Genomic DNA, 16,496 nt, shown 5'->3' with positions numbered 1-16,496 from the left:
TTAGCGGCGGTATGGCGTGCTCAGCGGTTCGCCGATAAAGACGCCTTGCGCGGGCCAGGCCACGCTCTTCCAGTACGCTTCGATGGCCGTGTCGCCCAATAGATAGCGCTGCAGCAGCACTGCCGGCTGTGGAAATTTCTGCCAGTAATTGCACGGTTCGCTGACGCTGCCATAACTGGCCGTGGCGCCCGCCTCCAGCCAGCGCAGGCTGCTCATCTGCGCCGTTCCCAGCAAGTCGCCGCCATACGAAGTCAAATGATCGGCCAGCGCGCCTGGCGCAAATTTCAGGGTCTCGAGCTTGTTGACCCGCGCCATGCCCGTCTGGTACACCATGATGTCCGCTGCGCCCTCGAGTTCATCGGCACGCAGGCGCTTGATGGTCAATTTCTTCGACGGCAGCCGCCCGGCTGGCGGAAAGAATGGCGCGCGGCTATTGCGCGCCGTTTCACTGGTCATCAGATAATAGGCATTGGCTTCCTGCACCCGGAAACCGGCACTGACGCCGCGGTCGATCAACTCCTTCGCCTGGGCCACGGATTCGGTGGGCAGCAGCATGCTGAGGCGCATCTTGTAATCGCCGTACGGCAAGCCGCGCGCGGCATTGAAATAGCTGCTGGGCTGGCCGGCGCCACAGGTGCGTGTACACAGGCCGGCATCGAAGCCCACGGTAAACGCCGAGGTGATGGAATTGCACTCGACGGCGTACGGCGCCGTCCAGACCATCAGCACGGCCTGGATTTCCGGCTTGAGCTGGCTGTCGATCTGTTTTTTCAGGATGGCGAACTCGTCGGCACTGAGCTTGCGTGGACGATTCGGAATGCGCACATGGACAATATTAGCGGCCGGAATATTGCGCGCCTGCCGGTAATACTCGGCAACGGCCACGCTGTTCGGTTCATCATCGTTGACCACCAGCGCCAGTTGCCCGGAGGTCAGCGCGGGCGGGATGGCGGGTGCGGCAAACTGGGCCAGCGCGTGGCCGGGCGCCAGGGTAGCGGCGAACAGCAGGGGAAAGAGCACGTAGTTCAAAGCGTATGAAAAAGCCGGTGAGGATGACGGGCAAGCGGCTGCTTGCAACAAGGCTAATTTAACCCGAAATCCCCTGCCCACCAAGCAATATTCCCCAAGCCTCAATTTCTATGACGCAAAAAAAACGGATGCCGCAGCATCCGTTTTTCCTGTTCACTGCCGGTATCAGGCGGCCTTGACGGCCAGCTTGCGGCGGCGCGCCACAAAACCCACCAGGCCCAGGCCGGCCAGCAGCATGGCGTAGGTTTCCGGCTCCGGCACGGCGGACAGGTTGATGGTGCCCGAATAGCTGGCGGCGGCGTTGGTCAATACCGTGCCGCTGACGCTCAAGGTGTAAACGCCCACCGCAAGCTTGTCGAGCAACAGATTCCACTCGTCGATCTGGCCCGACTGCACGCGCGTACCGTTGAAAACATTACCGAAGGAATCAGTCAGCTTGAAACCCGTCAGCTCCAGCAAGTCGATGCTCGGCTTGGTGGAAATCGAGGTGGTGATGCCGCTGAAGCTGCTCAAGGCATCGATGCTGAAGGTGTAGTTGTCCGTAAACGTACCACTGGCATTGTTTTTACCAAAGACACTGAAGAAACCGCCCGACCCATCGGTCAGTTCGATGACACTGGTCTTTTTGCTGATATCAGCAGCGAGCGCAGCGTTCGACACCAGCGCCGCACCGGCAAACACGCAGGCCATGGCAGCGGCCCGGAAGGCCTGTTTCGTTGTAGCGAACGCCGATACACCATTAATCTTGTTTTTCATTGATGACCTTGAGGGCTGGCAGATGCCGAAGCACCCGCGCGTTGATAAAAATTCCATAACGAAATAATATCACAAAAACTCTCAAGGCATTACATTAAACACAATAAATAGTTACTTAATGGAAACTTATTGAGATGATTTTTCATACCAACAGTTTACGCCTATAGATAACACAAGCTGTTTCCATCAATACTATTTCCCATCAGCATATTTCTCCTTCAGATGCCGATGGGAGCGTCCTTATACCCGCTTGTAGACGTCTTCGTAGCGCACGATATCGTCTTCTCCCAGGTAACTGCCCGACTGTACCTCGATCAGGTGCAGCGGCAGGCGGCCGGGGTTTTCCAGGCGATGCGTCATGCCGATAGGAATGTAGGTCGACTGGTTTTCCGACAGCAGCTTGACTTCATCGCCGCACGTCACCTGCGCCGTGCCGCTGACGACGATCCAGTGTTCGGCGCGGTGATGGTGCATCTGCAGGGACAATTTCCCGCCAGGATTGACGGTGATGCGCTTGACCTGGAAGCGGTCGCCCAGGTCGATGCCTTCATAGCAGCCCCATGGACGGTACACCTTGGTGTGCTGCAAGTGCTCGGTACGGCCCGTTTCCTGCAGATGTCCCACCACCTGCTTGACCCGCTGCACCTGGTCCTTGTGCGCCACCAGCACGGCGTCGGCCGTTTCTACCACCACCACGTCATCGAGGCCGATCACGGCCACGATGCGGCTTTCGGCGCGCACCAGCGAATTGCTGACATTGTCCAGATAGACGTCGCCGCGCACGGCGTTGCCGGCCGGATCGCGCGGCAAGACTTCGCGCAGGGCGGACCAGGAACCCACGTCGCTCCAGCCGATATCGGCCGGCACCACCACCGCGCGGCTGGTGTGCTCCATCACGGCGTAATCGATGGAGTCGGCCGGACAGGCGGCGAAGGCCGCTTCGTTCAGGCGGCAAAAGTCCAGGTCGCGGTAGGCCAGGCGCACGGCTGTTTCCGTGGCGTCGGCCATGGCGGGCTGGAATTGCTTCAATTCATGCAGATAGCTGGCGGCGCTGAACAGGAACATGCCGCTGTTCCAGAAGTAGTCGCCGCTGGCCAGGAAACCGGCTGCCGTTTGTGCATCGGGTTTTTCCACGAAGCGCTCGACCTGGTAGCAGGCGTCGCTGCCGGCGATGGCCGCGCCGCGCCAGATGTAGCCATAGCCCGTTTCCGGCGCCGTGGGCACGATGCCGAAGGTGGCCAGCGCGCCTTCCGAGGCGGGCTGCAGCGCGCGTTCGATTGCCGCATGGAAAGCTGCGCGGTCTTCGATCACATGATCGGCCGGCAGCACCAGCATGATGGCTTCCGGATCGATCGCCTGCAGGTACCAGGCGGCGGCGGCCACCGCCGGCGCCGTATTGCGGCCCACCGATTCGAGCATGATGGCCAGCGGTTCGAGCGCGATGTCGCGCATCTGCTCGGCCACCAGGAAACGGTGCTCTTCGCCGCAGACCAGCAGCGGCGCCATCATTTCCGGCCAGTCCGCCAGGCGCAGCGCCGTTTCCTGCAGCATGGTCTTGCTCGATACCAGCGGCAACAGCTGTTTGGGCAGCGCCGCGCGCGACAAGGGCCAGAGACGGCTGCCGGCGCCGCCAGACAGGATAACGGGATAAATCTTCATGGTGGACATCCTTTATTTATTTCGCTAATGCAAGTTCAACGGGGTTGCGGCGCTTGCTGCGGCGGTCGCGCGCATTCGACCATTCATCGGTCTGGCATTCGGACACATGCTTCATCTCGCCGTTACGGTCGACGCTGTACTCCTTGAAGACGATGACTTCTTCCAGGGTAATCTTCGGCAGCACGCGCGTATATTCGAACAGCACGCTGCGCACCACCTGTGCGCCGGAACAGATGTGGCTGCCATGACCGATCCAGGTGGGGCCGATGATGGTGGCGCCCGCCTCGATCTTGCAGCCCGAGCCGATATACACGGGCCCTTCAATCAGCGTGCCCTCCCAGTCGATGCGCGTATTCAGGCCGACCCAGATCCCGTCTTTCAACTGTACACCAGGCACGTCCATGTGGGCTACCTCGCCCATCATGACGCTTTGCGATACTTCCCAATAATCCTTGATATTGCCGATATCGATCCAGTTGAAGGCGCGCGATTGGGCGTAGAAGGGCAAGCCCTTTTCCACCAGCAAGGGGAACAGGTCGGCGCCGATGTCGAAGACGGCATCCTTCGGTATCAGGTCCAGCACGGCGGGCTCGAAAATATAAATGCCGGTGCTGACATGGTTGGACAGGGCCGCTTCCTGGCTGGGCTTTTCCTGGAAAGCCTGGATACGGCCCTCCTTGTCGCTGACCACCACGCCATAGCTCGATACCTTGTCCCACGGCACCTCGCGCGTGATCACGCTGGCCAGCGCGCCCTTGCGGCGATGCTCGAACAGGGCCGACTGGATGTCCAGGTTGATCACCGCGTCGCCGCACAGCACGATCGTGGTGTCGTCAAAAAAGCCGCCGAACTCCTGGATCTTCTTCATGCCGCCGGCCGAACCTATCGGCTGCGGCACCACCACGCTGTCATCGGTCGTATAGCCTTCAAAGGAATAGCCGATCTGCACCCCATATTGATGGCCATCGCCGAAATACTCTTCGATCTTTTCATGCAGGTAACTGACATTGACCATGATGTCGCGCACGCCATACTTGGCCAGGTGCTCGATCAGGTAAGCCATCACCGGCTTGCCCAGGATGGGGATCATGGGCTTGGGTAAGTCATAGGTGAGCGGACGCACACGCGTGCCCTTGCCTGCGGCCAAAATCATTGCTTTCATATCACGCTCCCATATTGAATGAACACCGAACCCTGCTGTGCAATGCAGAGGCAATAGAATATCACCAAATTAGCAACACTATTACTGTTTTCATATTTTTTTGGCGCACCGCAGCATCCCTGCCCGTGCGCCCCTCCCCGGCCTGGTCAGCGGTATTTAAAACACGCGCGCAGGAATACCAGGATGTCCCAGCTATAGCGGCGCAGCAGGCGGCGCGGCTCTTGCAGCAGGCGGAAAAACCATTCCATATGGATGCGCTGCACAAAAGCAGGCGCGCGCCGCTTGCCGCCGGACCAGAAGTCGAACAGCGCGCCCACGCCGACCAGTACATTGGCCGTCAAGCCATCCTGGTGCTCGAGTATCCAGCGCTCCTGCAGCGGATTGCCCATCGCCACCAGCACCACCTGGGCGCCCGTTGCATTGATTTGCTGTACCAGGTCGTGCGCGCCGCGGATGCCCGCATGGCCATCGCAACTCCCGACCACCTCCTGCCCCAGTACCGTGCGCACATAGGCCACTGCCTTGGCCAATACCTCGGGCTGCGCACCGAGCATGAAGACGCGCAGCGGCTGCGGGCTTTGCCGGAACAGGAAAGGCGTGAAATCGGTGCCATTCAGATTGGCGGCGAAGCGGCGCCCGTGGAACAGTTTGGCGGCGATATCCATGCCGATGCCATCGTTGACGATCACGCAGCGGCGCACATGATCAGGCTCGAGCACGAAGCGGTTCTTCACGATAAAGTTGGTATTGGCAAAAAATAGCGCCGTCTTTTCGCCGCGCGCGATCACGCCCAGCAAATGCTGGGCCAGCCACTCGCTTGTCGTGCTGAGCACGGGAAACTGGCTGATACGGATAATCTCTGGTGCTTCCATGGTGCTTGTGGGCCTTTTTCAATCCGCGGCGGCGCCGCGGTGCTTCAATTGACGTAAATTCTTCAGCAGCGACAGGGGATCAAAATTTCCCTCCGTGCCGCGCCGTAGCCGCCCCAGCACGATCATCGGCAGCAAATAGGCGACGGCGCCCGCCAGCAAGGCCAGCACCAGCAAGGTCACGGCGCCGCCCTGCCACCAGCGCGCCATGCCATACAAGGCCAGCAGCAAGGCCGCACTGCCGGCCAGCACCGGTTGCAGCGCGATGACAAAGCGCATCACAGGCAAGTCCATGACTTTCAGCGCCAGGTGTTGCGACCACGGCAGCATCAGCACATACGCGGCGGCAAACGATAAACTCATGGCCAGCAAGCCGTAGTGGCTGAAACAGGCCGCCAGCAGCACGGCCAGGCTCAGCTGCAGGATGCCCAGCAGCGGCGGCCAGCGGCTATGTCCCAGCGCAAACAGCACATAATTGTTCAGTTCCGACACGGAAGACAGGCAATACAGCAGGGCCAGGGCGGCGATGGTGCTGCAGGCCGGCAACCATTTCTGTCCAAACACGGTCACCACCAGCGGCTCGGCCAGCGCGGCCTGGAACAGCAGCATCGGCAGCATCAGGAACAGCATCATGGCCAGCAATTGCAGATACGCCTGGCGCAACTGCTCCGGCTTGCCGATGGCGGCCGCGAACACGGGCAAGGACACGCGCAGCAGCGAGGCCGTGATCACCAGATACACGGCCGAGGTCAAGCGCTTGGCCAGGTTGTACAGGCCGGTGGCATATGGCCCCAAAAAGAGACTCACCAGCAAGGAGTCGCCATTGCTGTTGGCAAACGACAGCACGCCCGACACGCTGACCTGGCGCACGTCATGCCAGTAGCGGCCTGGCCGCGCGTGCCAGGCCAGGCTGGGCAGCCAGCCGCTTTGCAGCACCACCAGCAGCAGCGCCAGCCCGGACGCCATCACCTGCTGCACCACCAGCGACATGGCGCCCCAGCCACGGTAGGCCAGCGCGATACCGACGATTCCGCCCAGCATCACGGACAAGGTGGAACGGATGGCCAGCTGCTTGAATTTCATTTGCCGCACCAGCCGCGCCTCGTACGAGCGCACCATGCCGAAAAACAGGATCGACAAACTCATGCCTTGCAGCACGGGCGCCAGCGATGGCGCCTGGAACAGCGATGAAACCAGTCCGGCACTGAGGAACATGCAGGCACACAGCAGCAGGCCGGCCGCCGTGCAGCGCCAGAACAGGGCGGAATACGCGTTGTCGTCGGGATCTTGGGCGCGGATCACGGGCATCGCCAGTGCATCGAGCACCACCAGGCGCGAAAACAGGATGAACAGGTGGGCGATGGTCAGCAAGCCGAATTCAGCCGGATTGAGCAGCCGCGCCAGGATGGCAAAGATGATGAAGGACAAGCCTTGCTGGGCCAGGTTGTCGAGCACGGCCCAGAACGAGCCCGAGGCCATGCCGCCGTTTTTTTGATTGCTCATGCTGCTACCCCGCTCACCGGCGCGCCTTGTAGCCGGCCACGGTGGCCGTCACGAAATCGCTGATGCGCGCAGCGATGGAGCCGATATCGAAGCGGTGCGAATGCTGTAGCGCATTTTCCGCCAGGCGCATGCGCGCCGGTTCGTCCGGTTCCAGCACGTCGCGCAGCAAGGTGATCAATTCATCGTGCTGGCCCGAGGCAAAGGTGTAGCCGTTTTCGTTTTCACGGATGCTTTCAGCGATCCCGCCCGAGCGCGCGCAAATCACCGGCACGCCATACGCCAGCGCCTCGACCACGATGCGGCCAAACGGCTCTTTCCACTTCGACGGCACTACCAGCACGTCGAACAGCGGATAGACATCATCGGGCTTGACCCAGCCCATGAATTCCACGTCGGCATCACCGAATTTCTCGCGCAGGCTGGCCACATAGGCTTCGTCTTCGCCGGTGCCGCCGATCAGGAAACGCACATTGCTGCTAGGGCCCATCAGCCGCGCCGCGTCCGCCAGCACATCGACACCCTTGTGCGGCGCCAGCACGCCCATGTAACCGACCACCAGCTTGCCGTCGCGCGCCTTTGGCACCCGGCCTGCAATGGGGAATACGGGACCGGGAATCACGGCCGAGGTGGCTTGCTTGAAATAACCGAGTTGCAGATGCTGGTCGACCACGAAACGGGTTTCGCCAAACACCCCGTCGACCAGTTGCGACAGCGGTTTCTTGCCGACCGACAAAACCTTGCAACTGCCGCACTGGCCCGCGCAATTGCTGCCGTTCTTGAACAGGCCGCCGCGCCAGCAGGCCAGGAAATAACTCTGGATCACATGCACCACTGGCACCTTGTGCATGCGCGCCAGCAACCAGGTCGCCACATTGGTGTTTTCTATGCTGACCGTCATCACCACGTCCGGCTGGAACGCCTTGAGGTGCGGACGCAAGCGCCAGTACGCGCGCGGATTGAAGTTTTCCAGCACGTGCCACACCATCTTCAGCGCCGCAGAGCGTTTGGTAAAGAAGTAATCCCAGTACACGTTCGGCGAGCGCATGATATGCACTTCCACGCCCTTGTACTGTTCCACGCCGGCAGCGTCGCCCACGGTGACGACACGCACGTCATGTCCCTGGGACAGCAGGCCGCTGGCGATCATGAACGATCCTTCCGGCCCGCCCCCTTTGCCGCGCGGGGGAAAGGCGGCACATACAAGCAAAATTTTCAAGTCAGCGCTCGATCAGTAAAGAGAATTAAGAATAAGAATGAGAATGGAAAATGGCTGGCCCGGCCTCAGCCAGCGGCCGCCTTGTGCTTGACGCCCAGGTGCATGAACATGCGCTCGATCAGCCTGCCGTACTTCTTGCTGAGCGCTTTCACGGCCAAGGTGCAATAGCGCTCGACCGTATAAAAGTACAAGGTCGCCAGTGCAATGATCAGCGCGAAGGTGAGCGCGATCACGACCGGATGGGTGATGTCGTCGGGATACATTTTCTTGACCCAGTACAGCACCGGCATGTGCAGCAGGTACAGCGAAAAGCTCAGGCTCCCCATCAGCCTGAGCAAGGGATTGCCGAACAGCAAGCGCGCACTGAGCGAGTCGAAGGAAAACACGAAAACAAAGAACGACACCAGCATCGCCATCACCAGGGTGCTCAGGTTTTCATGGATCATGCGCGCGCTGATCTGGATAAAACCGCATTCGACGGCCAGGAAAATCAGCAGCAAGGCCACATGGATGACATTGATCAACTCAGGATAGCGAAACTGGCTATGCATCTTCTTGCGCACCACCCCGGCCAGCGCGCCGAACGCAAAGTAATGCAGGTTGGAGCCGACAAAAGTGCCCGGCAAACTGCGGCGCATCATGATCAGGAGCACGACCACGAAAACGATGAAGATCAGCGGCAAGGCATTCTTGTTCGAGACATAGTGGGCCGTGGCGCTCCACAGCACCAGGAACAGGACATAGAACTGCACTTGCGGGCCGATCGTCCAAAAGACCGATTCATTGCCAATAAACAATAGATGGCGCAGCAGGTTATGCGTACTGATCTGGTACACGAAATGCGGGTCGAAAAAAGTGAAAATGATGAAGGACGCCAGGATCGTAAACAGATACGCGGGGGCGATACGCGTAAAACGGGCCAGGCTATAGGCGGTCACGTCTTCGACACAGAACTTCTTGTCGAGATACAGGTAGGACAGCAGGAAGCCGCTGAGGACAAAAAAAATCATCACGCCCAGGTTGTGGAAGTGGTGCGACAGGTTCAGGAACCCTTCGCTTCCCATGTGGGCGTAAATCACCATCAGGGCGGCAAAGCCCGCCAGGCCCGAGATTGAATCGATTTTCTTGTTCACTGAGATTTCACCGGTTATGAAGGAAAAAACATAGCCGTCTCGGCTGCTCTTGCATCCGGTGCATCAAACCACCGCTGCTGAGCATTATTATAATTAGATTAATATTTATTGTCTGCACAATAGGACATGCAGGACCAAACCGTTCATCCTTACGTCATGTCTACAACAGAAAAACCGTCTTAGCGCTGCTTGCGCAGCAATTCCTCATAGATATCCACATAACGCCCGCCGATGTGATTCCAGCTGTACTGCTCGGAAAAATCCTGCAATTGCACGCGCCGCGCCGCATAGGCGGCCTGGTCTTGGGCATGCGCGGCGGCGATCTTGTCCACCGTCTGCGCCAGGTCGCCCGTATGCAAGATGCCCAGCCGCGCTTTCTCCAGCAGATTGCGGAATGGCGGGATATCGCTCAACACGGGCGTCAGGCCGGCGCTCATGGCTTCGATGGCGGCAATGCCGAAGCCTTCATGGCGCGACAGGCAGATATAGTAGCTGGACTGCGACATCAGTTCGGCCAGCTGCGCATCGCTGGGATTGGCGGCGATGGTGATGCGTTCGGCGATTCCCTTTTCGCGCGCCAGGGCTTCCAGGTCGGCGCGGCTAAGGTCATATTCACGGCCGGCAATCACCAGGCGCCATTCGGGATGGTCCTTGGCCAGCGCGGCGAACAGTTCCAGCGTTTCCTTTAAACCCTTGTTGGACGACCAGCGGCCGAAATACATGATGCACGGCGTCCGGGTGGCCGATCCCTTGTTACGGTATTTCTCCACGTTCACGCCGTTTTCAATCACTGTCAGGCGCGGCGCCTTGATGATCTTGCCGAACAGATTGCCATCGTTATCGCTGGTGCCCACCACCCGCGCATAGGCGCGCGAAGTGGCGCGCGTGACGGTGTTGAAAAAGATGGTTTTCAGGCGCGAGGCAAAACTGGTGTGGAAAAAACCGCCATGGGTGGACGCCACCAGCGGACGCCGGTGCAGCCACTTGGTGGCGGCCAGGTAGTCATACGCAAAGTCGACCCCATGCACGTGCACCACGTCATAGTCGCCCAGCAGGCGCAGCACGCCAGGCGACAGCGGATAGCGGGTCGAACCCTTGTAGGGAATCCGGATCACGCGCACGCCATTGACCACCTCGTCGGCCGGCAGGATGTCGGCCGGGTTCACGAACACGCGGTTGAGCGTGATGATGGTCGGAATGTGGCCGTGGCAGCGGGCTTGATAATGCGCAATATTCTGCACAACATCTTCCATGCCACCGATCGATGGATAGTACTGGCGAACAACGTGTGCAACTTTAATCGGCATAATGGACTTTTCCGGCAGCAGGCTGGGCAGAGCGCAAAGGGGAAGTCAGCCACTTCTTGTCGCGCACGGCGTAGCAGCCAAGCAGGAACCAGAGGACGCCCGCCGACTTCAGCGCGAACAAGGAGGTGCCGCTGATGCACAGGATCAGCGACATATAGATAACGATGTAGGTACGGAAGCGCTCGCCATGCTCGTCGCGCATCTTGATCATCCACAAGCCGATCCACAGCACCACGCAGCCAAACAGCCCAAAGCGCGTCAGGACGATGGAATAGCCCATGTCGCCAAAGTTGATGTTGTAGCCGGCCAGGCCAAAAATTTCCGCCGTGCCGAAACGCACCATGGTGATGCCGCTCGAATACAGGCGGCCAGGAATGTTGTCGCTATAGCGTCCATCGTAGTACAGGCCAAACAGGATCAGGATGACGGCGCAGATAAACGGCAGGATCATCACCATGCGGTTGCCGCGGCCGGAAATCACCAGGCGCACCAGCACCATCAGGCCCACGGTGACCAGGCCATAACGCGAATCGGCCAGGGTAATCATGATGGCGGAGGCGACCAGGAAAAAAGCCATCGAGCGCAATTGATCGCGGCCCTTGGACAAGCCCCATGCGGCCACGATCACGGCGAAGTTGCCGAGGGAAACGGGTTCCAGGAACACCGACGAGACGCGGTGGCTGCCCAGCAGGAAAGGCAGGATGGTGCGGCCGATGCCGGCCGGCCGGATGCCGTTCAGCGCCAGGGTACTGCCTTCGGCCCAGTTGGTGCTGGTGGTGATATTGCCTTGCGCCAGATAATACGAATACACATTGAACAGCCTGGAATACACATCGACAAACAAGAGCTCGAAAAAGCCCACCGCCAGTACCAGGTAAATGATGATTTTTAACAGGCGGTCGGCAAATTTCTCATCGCCAAAATTACGCCCAAGAAAATAAAACAGCACCAGGATGATGATGTCGCGGAAACCCTTGGGGTCGAGCGAACTGCGCAGCAAGGCCAGCAGCAGCAGATACGAAGCGATCAGGGTCAGGATCGCCACGAAGGACAATTCGATGCGGCGGAACAGCAGCACGCCGCAGGCGACGTAGATGCACAGCTCGGAAAACGCCACCAGCGCCGTCGAAGCCTTGAAGAAATGCGTGTGCACAAAGCACAGCACGGCCTGGTAGACGGTGGCGGCGATCAGGATCGCCAGCAACAAGCGGCGCTTGTCGCTCTCCTCGCCGGCGTCGTGCAGGCTGGCGGGTGTTGGGCGGGCGTAAAGAGTCATGCTGGTGTCATCGGTGAGTAATATGAACTGCAGTGAACGGCGGTCAGTCGTCGAACTTGCCGGCCAGCTTTTCCGTCGGCGCCTTGCCGATGTCCGCAAACAAGGCATTGACGAATGCATCCTGCAGCGCATACGCGGCCGTCTTGTCGGGCTGGATGGTCGAGACGCGGAACAGCAAACCATCGGGCACCTTGCCGCCCAGGCCGTAAAACAGCTGCAGCAGCTTGCGGCCCACGCCCGGCAAGGTGGCGCGGTCGCCGACAGTGACCCAATAGGTGATCGGTTCATTGCGGGCGCCATTGACAGCCACCAGGCGGCGCACGGGAATATTGCGCTGGGCCGCCTTCAAGACGCCCACGTCATTGCTGGTGATGGCAAAACCTTGCGCCGTATAACAAATCTCCGGCCGGTGCGCCTGCGTCGCTTCGCCGCGCTGGTCATCGCCATACGCCACCGACAGCAAGACGCGCTCGCCCGCCCCGTTGACATAGGTGCGGGCCAGGGTTTGCGTGTAAATCTTCGCCAGCGCGGCCTCGGTTTCCGGGTTGACCACGGCGGCGGCCGCGTCGCGCTCTTCATGCCAGTCGCCAAACTGGGCCGGCACCAGCGCCGCCAGGTCCAGCGCAGGCTTGCCTTCGGACATCTTGACCGTGGGCGTCACCACCTTGGTCAGGATGGAAGTCGAGACCATCAGCGCACCGAGCAGCACACTGGCGAACAGCGCCTTGCGCTGCGCGCCTTGCAGGGTATCAAGCATGTTTTTTCTCCCGCCGCTGCACGTAGGACTGCAGCAGCCAATCGACGCCCAGGATCAGCAGCAAGGCGGAAATGAACAGCACCATGCCGGCAAAGCCATGCAGGAAGCCCTGCCCTGCCGCGTCGCCAAAATAATAGGTAATCAGGGTCAGGGTCATCACGCGGATCACGTTGGCCGTAAAGGAAATCGGCACGATCAGCACGGCCAGCACGCCGTTGCGCAAGGCCGAGGTATGGCGCACCAGATTGAGGTAGAACAAACCCAGTGCTTCCAGCGTGAACAGCGTATGCAAACCGGCGCAGGCATCGGCTACCATCAACTGATATTGGCCCATCTGCAAAATCACGCCGCTGCGGGCGATCGGATAACCGAAGAAAAACAGCACGTGTTCCGTCACATACGAGACGGCCGTCTTCATCGGCATGGTCAGCATCGCCACCAGGATGCCGGGCAAGGGAATCATGAACAGCATGAAAAACAGGGGGAACCACAGGATGCGCAAGGCCAGGGTGCCGCGCTTGACCAGCAGCACGGCGGCCAGCAAGACGATGTAGGAGCCGATTTCAAAAATCGAGAACTGCTGCGAGCGGCCCAGTACATACATGACCAGGCCCACTGCGGCCACCAGCCAACCCGCCTTCGACGAAGGCTGGCCCTCGGTGCGGGCCATCATTTCCGGCCATTTGCGGTACAGCAGCCAGGTCGACAGGATCAGGATGATAGGACCATGCGCCTGCTCCTCGCTCATCCACAAACCCGTGGCCAGGTCATAAAACGAGGGGATGTACAAGGCCAGCAAACCGATCACGACCGGGCCCCATTCGGGAATGGCGGATTTCCACCACGGCGTCACGGTGTCGCGGGAGCTTAAGGAAGAGGTTTGCATCACTACCCCATGAATGACTGTCGTATAAAAAGCATCGGCATCGATCAAAAAACGCCGGATCATCGTCCTTGCCAGATAGCGCCCACAGAAACTTTTAAATGATAGGAAACTATTTTAACAAAACACTAAGATTATAACGGAGCAGCGAAGATGGTCAAGCTGAAATACTGCATTTGGGCAGGCTATTTTTTCGCCCCTACGAAAAAAACCGAAAAAGAGACAAATCCCTATGCAATCAATAACTTGCCACATGGAAAGGTAATGCATTGGATTAACTTTACCATGCCTGAACGCCATGTGCCGCAGCAGACTGCAACGCCGTGGAGGGCGGGGAAACGGGGAAGCGGGAAGCGCCGCAGCCTGCCGGCGCCCTGTCATGGCGCGGGTATCGGCGCCGGACTGGCCGGCTCCTGAAGCGCAAGCAACACCGGCCTATCGGCGCCGGCCTGCTTGCGGCTGTGCTGGTTGACAGTCAGTTGTCAGTCAGGATGACTTACTTGGCGACCGCTTGCTGCTTTTGCAGGATCTTGTTCAAATCGAGCTCCTCATTGTTCCACGCAGCCTGCAGCAGGCTCACGGAATTGCGCGTCACGCCAGCCATCGGCTGCACATTGAAGATATAGGTCTTGCCCCACCAGGCGCCCGCCGACCAATAGGTCCAGCCCGACCATGGCGCGCCGCGCATCGCCGTCAGTGCCGCCTGCAAGGTCGGCAGGCACTCTGGCGTATCGGCAACACCGAATTCGCCGAGGAACAGTCTTTGCTTGTTGGCCACGGCCCAGACCTTGACCTTCTCGAGGATATCGTTCAGCTTGGCAGGGGAAATGCAATCGGCCTTGGTGCCCGAGTAATTCGAATCGACATACTGGTGTACCTCGATCAGGGTGCGCGTCAGCGGATCTTTCAAAGTGGCAAAGGTGCTGGCATTGGACACGCCATCGCGCAAGGTCGCCCAGTCGTGCGCGCCGCTATAGGTGCCGCCCGCGATGACGACCAGGTGCTTGGCATTATTCTCACGCAATTTTGCCAGGGTGGCCTTGGAGGTTTCGCCCCATTGCTTCAGGCTGGTCAGCACAGGTTCATTCATCAGGCCCAGCGCGACCGTGTCGACATCGGGAAAGGCGGCCGCCATGCGTACCCAGAAGTCGGCGAAGTTTTCCGTCGTCGCGCCCGGCTTGCCTAACGGAATGCCCTTGTAGGCGCCATAATTATGCGCATCGAGCAGCACGCACAGATTGCGCGATTTGGCCGTCTCGATCACCTTGGCGATGAACTTGACCTGGGTGGGGTCGAGCGGGCCACCGGCGACCGGCTGCAAGCGCTCCCACAGGAAGGGCAGGCGTATCATGTTGGCGCCCAGGTCCGCAAAGTACGTGATGTCGGTCGTGCTGGGATACATATAATCCTTGAACACCGTGCCGGGAATCTTGGAGCCATTGAATTCCGCCCCGGCCAGGTTAACGCCGCGCAAAGGCGCCTTGTTCAGGCAAGTGGCGCCGGCCGGCACGGCCAGCGCCGTGGCAGCGCCCAGCAACACGGCCAGCGCGCCCCAGCGGCGCACGCGCCCTGCCATCGTGGCCCCACCCGCTGCAGGCAGCGCAGGTTTGCTTGTCCATCCGCGGACTTTTTCGATCAAAAATTTCATGCTTCCATTCCTTCCATTGTGGAATACACCGTTGGACCACTATACATTCCCAATAGTTGCCGTCAAGAAAAAACCGATAGTTGCTTGATTTGTAGACATATATTTACAGGGATCGTATCGATTTCAACACGGCAAATTTGTGCGGCAGGAAACCATTAACACACTCGCTACGGAGGTTTACCCTTTCCTTTTTTGCATGTCGTTTAAGCACTATATACCCCTGATAGTTGCAGTCAAGAAAAGACCGACAGTTACTTTGCACTTTAGGTGCGCCGTAGCCATTTCGATACGGAAATTTTTTGTTGCGTAGCGAACCATAGGCGATCGAGCAAAAGTTGCCGAGGCAAAAGTACATTCGGCCGCACAGGGCGGCCGAAACAGGGTCTGCAAAAAACGGCAAAACTCAGAACTCTTGCAGCACGGTACCCACAATTTCCACGCCGTTGCGTTCCAGCTGTTCGGCGAAGGTCGCCAGGTCAGCCAGTCCGGTGGCGTTCTTGCGCGCCACCAGCAAGACGCCGCCCACGCGCGCGGCAATCGCCAGCGCATCGGAGCCGCTGGCGAAAGGCGCCACGTCGTACAGCACCACATCGTAGCGCGAAGCGACTTGCTCGTTGAGCGTGGCGAACGAGGTGCGGCTCAGCAACTCCTGCGGATTCGGCGGCAAGGTGCCCGCGCTCATCACCGACAGAGCGACAAAGGAATCGATCCTGGCGATCGCTTCCAGGTCGCCGCGGCCGGCCAGCAGGTCGGACAGGCCCTGGCGCCCTTTCAGGCCAAACACTTCCTGCTGCTGCGGCGTGCGCAAATTGGCGTCGACCAGCAGGGTTTGCTCGCCGAGCTGCGAAAACACCACGGCCAGGTTGGCGGCAAAGATGGCCGCGCCATCTTCCGGATTGATGCTCACCACCACCAGCGCCTTGCGGCCGCGCGCAAACCAGCGCAGCATCAGCTGGCTGCGGATGGCGCGCAGGGTTTCGACTTGCTGGCCGAACGGCTCATAGGCGGCGATCAGCTTGTCCGAAAACGCGCCCGTGCCCCGCTGCAGGTAGGGATAGTTGAACTGCTGGGCGAGTACCTGTTCGATATCGGCTTCGGTGATCAGGCCCAGGCGTTGCGCCGCCTCGCCAAAACGGATGCCCAGTTCTTTTTGCATGCGCAGCACGCGTTCGGCGTTTTCCGGCGTGATCTTGCCCGACTCTAGCAGCAAGCCGCCGATGCTGGAGTCGCCGGTGTGCGCCGCGTTGGCGTTGGACGCTGGTACGTGGCCAGCCAGTGCAGGATGATTCATGGTGTTT

At 59.6% G+C, this 16,496-nt stretch carries 15 protein-coding genes; 1 reads left to right on the top strand and 14 read right to left on the bottom strand.

Annotated features, from left to right (window positions below):
• The 12 genes from ACL9RI_RS23310 to xrtB all read right to left on the bottom strand — a co-directional run bounded on the left by ACL9RI_RS23310 (position 1) and on the right by xrtB (position 13,553).
• Positions 1 to 1,020, bottom strand: a complete 1,020-nt coding sequence (locus tag ACL9RI_RS23310) for a TIGR03790 family protein (RefSeq protein ID WP_422728864.1) — start codon at positions 1,018 to 1,020, stop codon at positions 1 to 3.
• A 174-nt stretch (positions 1,021 to 1,194) separates the two neighbouring features.
• Positions 1,195 to 1,785 carry an FxDxF family PEP-CTERM protein gene (locus ACL9RI_RS23305; protein ID WP_422728863.1) on the bottom strand — a complete coding sequence of 197 codons (591 nt, stop codon included), beginning with the start codon at positions 1,783 to 1,785 and terminating at the stop codon, positions 1,195 to 1,197.
• Positions 1,786 to 2,025: 240 nt separating this feature from the next.
• Positions 2,026 to 3,444, bottom strand: a complete 1,419-nt coding sequence (locus tag ACL9RI_RS23300) for a mannose-1-phosphate guanylyltransferase/mannose-6-phosphate isomerase (protein WP_422728862.1) — start codon at positions 3,442 to 3,444, stop codon at positions 2,026 to 2,028.
• 16 nt (positions 3,445 to 3,460) lie between these two features.
• Entirely contained in the window at positions 3,461 to 4,606 is a 1,146-nt protein-coding gene (locus ACL9RI_RS23295; protein ID WP_422728861.1) for a sugar phosphate nucleotidyltransferase, read from the bottom strand.
• A 146-nt stretch (positions 4,607 to 4,752) separates the two neighbouring features.
• Positions 4,753 to 5,478: a WecB/TagA/CpsF family glycosyltransferase gene (locus ACL9RI_RS23290; protein ID WP_422728860.1), complete on the bottom strand. Its 726-nt coding sequence runs from the start codon at positions 5,476 to 5,478 to the stop codon at positions 4,753 to 4,755.
• Between the two features lie 18 nt (positions 5,479 to 5,496).
• Positions 5,497 to 6,978, bottom strand: coding sequence for a lipopolysaccharide biosynthesis protein (locus ACL9RI_RS23285; protein WP_422728859.1), 1,482 nt, complete (start codon positions 6,976 to 6,978; stop codon positions 5,497 to 5,499).
• A gap of 13 nt (positions 6,979 to 6,991) precedes the next feature.
• Complete coding sequence (locus tag ACL9RI_RS23280; protein ID WP_422728858.1) at positions 6,992 to 8,125, bottom strand: glycosyltransferase; 1,134 nt, start codon at positions 8,123 to 8,125, stop codon at positions 6,992 to 6,994.
• A gap of 134 nt (positions 8,126 to 8,259) precedes the next feature.
• Entirely contained in the window at positions 8,260 to 9,327 is a 1,068-nt protein-coding gene (locus ACL9RI_RS23275) for an acyltransferase family protein (protein WP_422728857.1), read from the bottom strand.
• A 179-nt stretch (positions 9,328 to 9,506) separates the two neighbouring features.
• The gene (locus ACL9RI_RS23270; protein WP_422728856.1) at positions 9,507 to 10,634 is read right to left on the bottom strand and encodes a glycosyltransferase family 4 protein; all 1,128 of its coding nucleotides are present in this window, start codon (positions 10,632 to 10,634) and stop codon (positions 9,507 to 9,509) included.
• Positions 10,624 to 11,910 (bottom strand): polysaccharide polymerase, encoded by a 1,287-nt coding sequence (locus ACL9RI_RS23265; RefSeq protein ID WP_422728855.1) that lies wholly within the window; start codon positions 11,908 to 11,910, stop codon positions 10,624 to 10,626. Before ACL9RI_RS23265 ends, ACL9RI_RS23270 begins: the two co-directional genes overlap by 11 nt.
• A 43-nt stretch (positions 11,911 to 11,953) precedes the next feature.
• The gene (epsI, locus tag ACL9RI_RS23260) at positions 11,954 to 12,667 is read right to left on the bottom strand and encodes an exosortase-associated protein EpsI, B-type (RefSeq protein ID WP_422728854.1); all 714 of its coding nucleotides are present in this window, start codon (positions 12,665 to 12,667) and stop codon (positions 11,954 to 11,956) included.
• Complete coding sequence (gene xrtB, locus ACL9RI_RS23255; RefSeq protein ID WP_422728853.1) at positions 12,660 to 13,553, bottom strand: exosortase B; 894 nt, start codon at positions 13,551 to 13,553, stop codon at positions 12,660 to 12,662. The genes epsI and xrtB overlap by 8 nt, the downstream gene beginning before the upstream one ends.
• 150 nt (positions 13,554 to 13,703) lie before the next feature.
• Here xrtB and ACL9RI_RS23250 point away from each other — a divergent pair, with 150 nt between their 5' ends.
• A complete protein-coding gene (locus tag ACL9RI_RS23250; RefSeq protein ID WP_422728852.1) occupies positions 13,704 to 13,967 on the top strand; it encodes a hypothetical protein in 264 nt (87 codons plus the stop codon).
• Between the two features lie 79 nt (positions 13,968 to 14,046).
• On the opposite strand, the gene ACL9RI_RS23245 is transcribed toward ACL9RI_RS23250, so the two are convergent.
• Positions 14,047 to 15,198: a glycoside hydrolase family 5 protein gene (locus ACL9RI_RS23245; RefSeq protein ID WP_422728851.1), complete on the bottom strand. Its 1,152-nt coding sequence runs from the start codon at positions 15,196 to 15,198 to the stop codon at positions 14,047 to 14,049.
• Between the two features lie 403 nt (positions 15,199 to 15,601).
• Positions 15,602 to 16,489 carry a chain length determinant protein tyrosine kinase EpsG gene (gene epsG, locus ACL9RI_RS23240; protein WP_422728850.1) on the bottom strand — a complete coding sequence of 296 codons (888 nt, stop codon included), beginning with the start codon at positions 16,487 to 16,489 and terminating at the stop codon, positions 15,602 to 15,604.
• Positions 16,490 to 16,496: the final 7 nt, after the last annotated feature.

The organism is Janthinobacterium sp. Mn2066 (assembly GCF_049319705.1).
In the GTDB taxonomy this organism is placed as follows: Bacteria; Pseudomonadota; Gammaproteobacteria; order Burkholderiales; family Burkholderiaceae_D; genus Janthinobacterium.
This window is presented reverse-complemented; position numbering and strand designations above follow the sequence as displayed.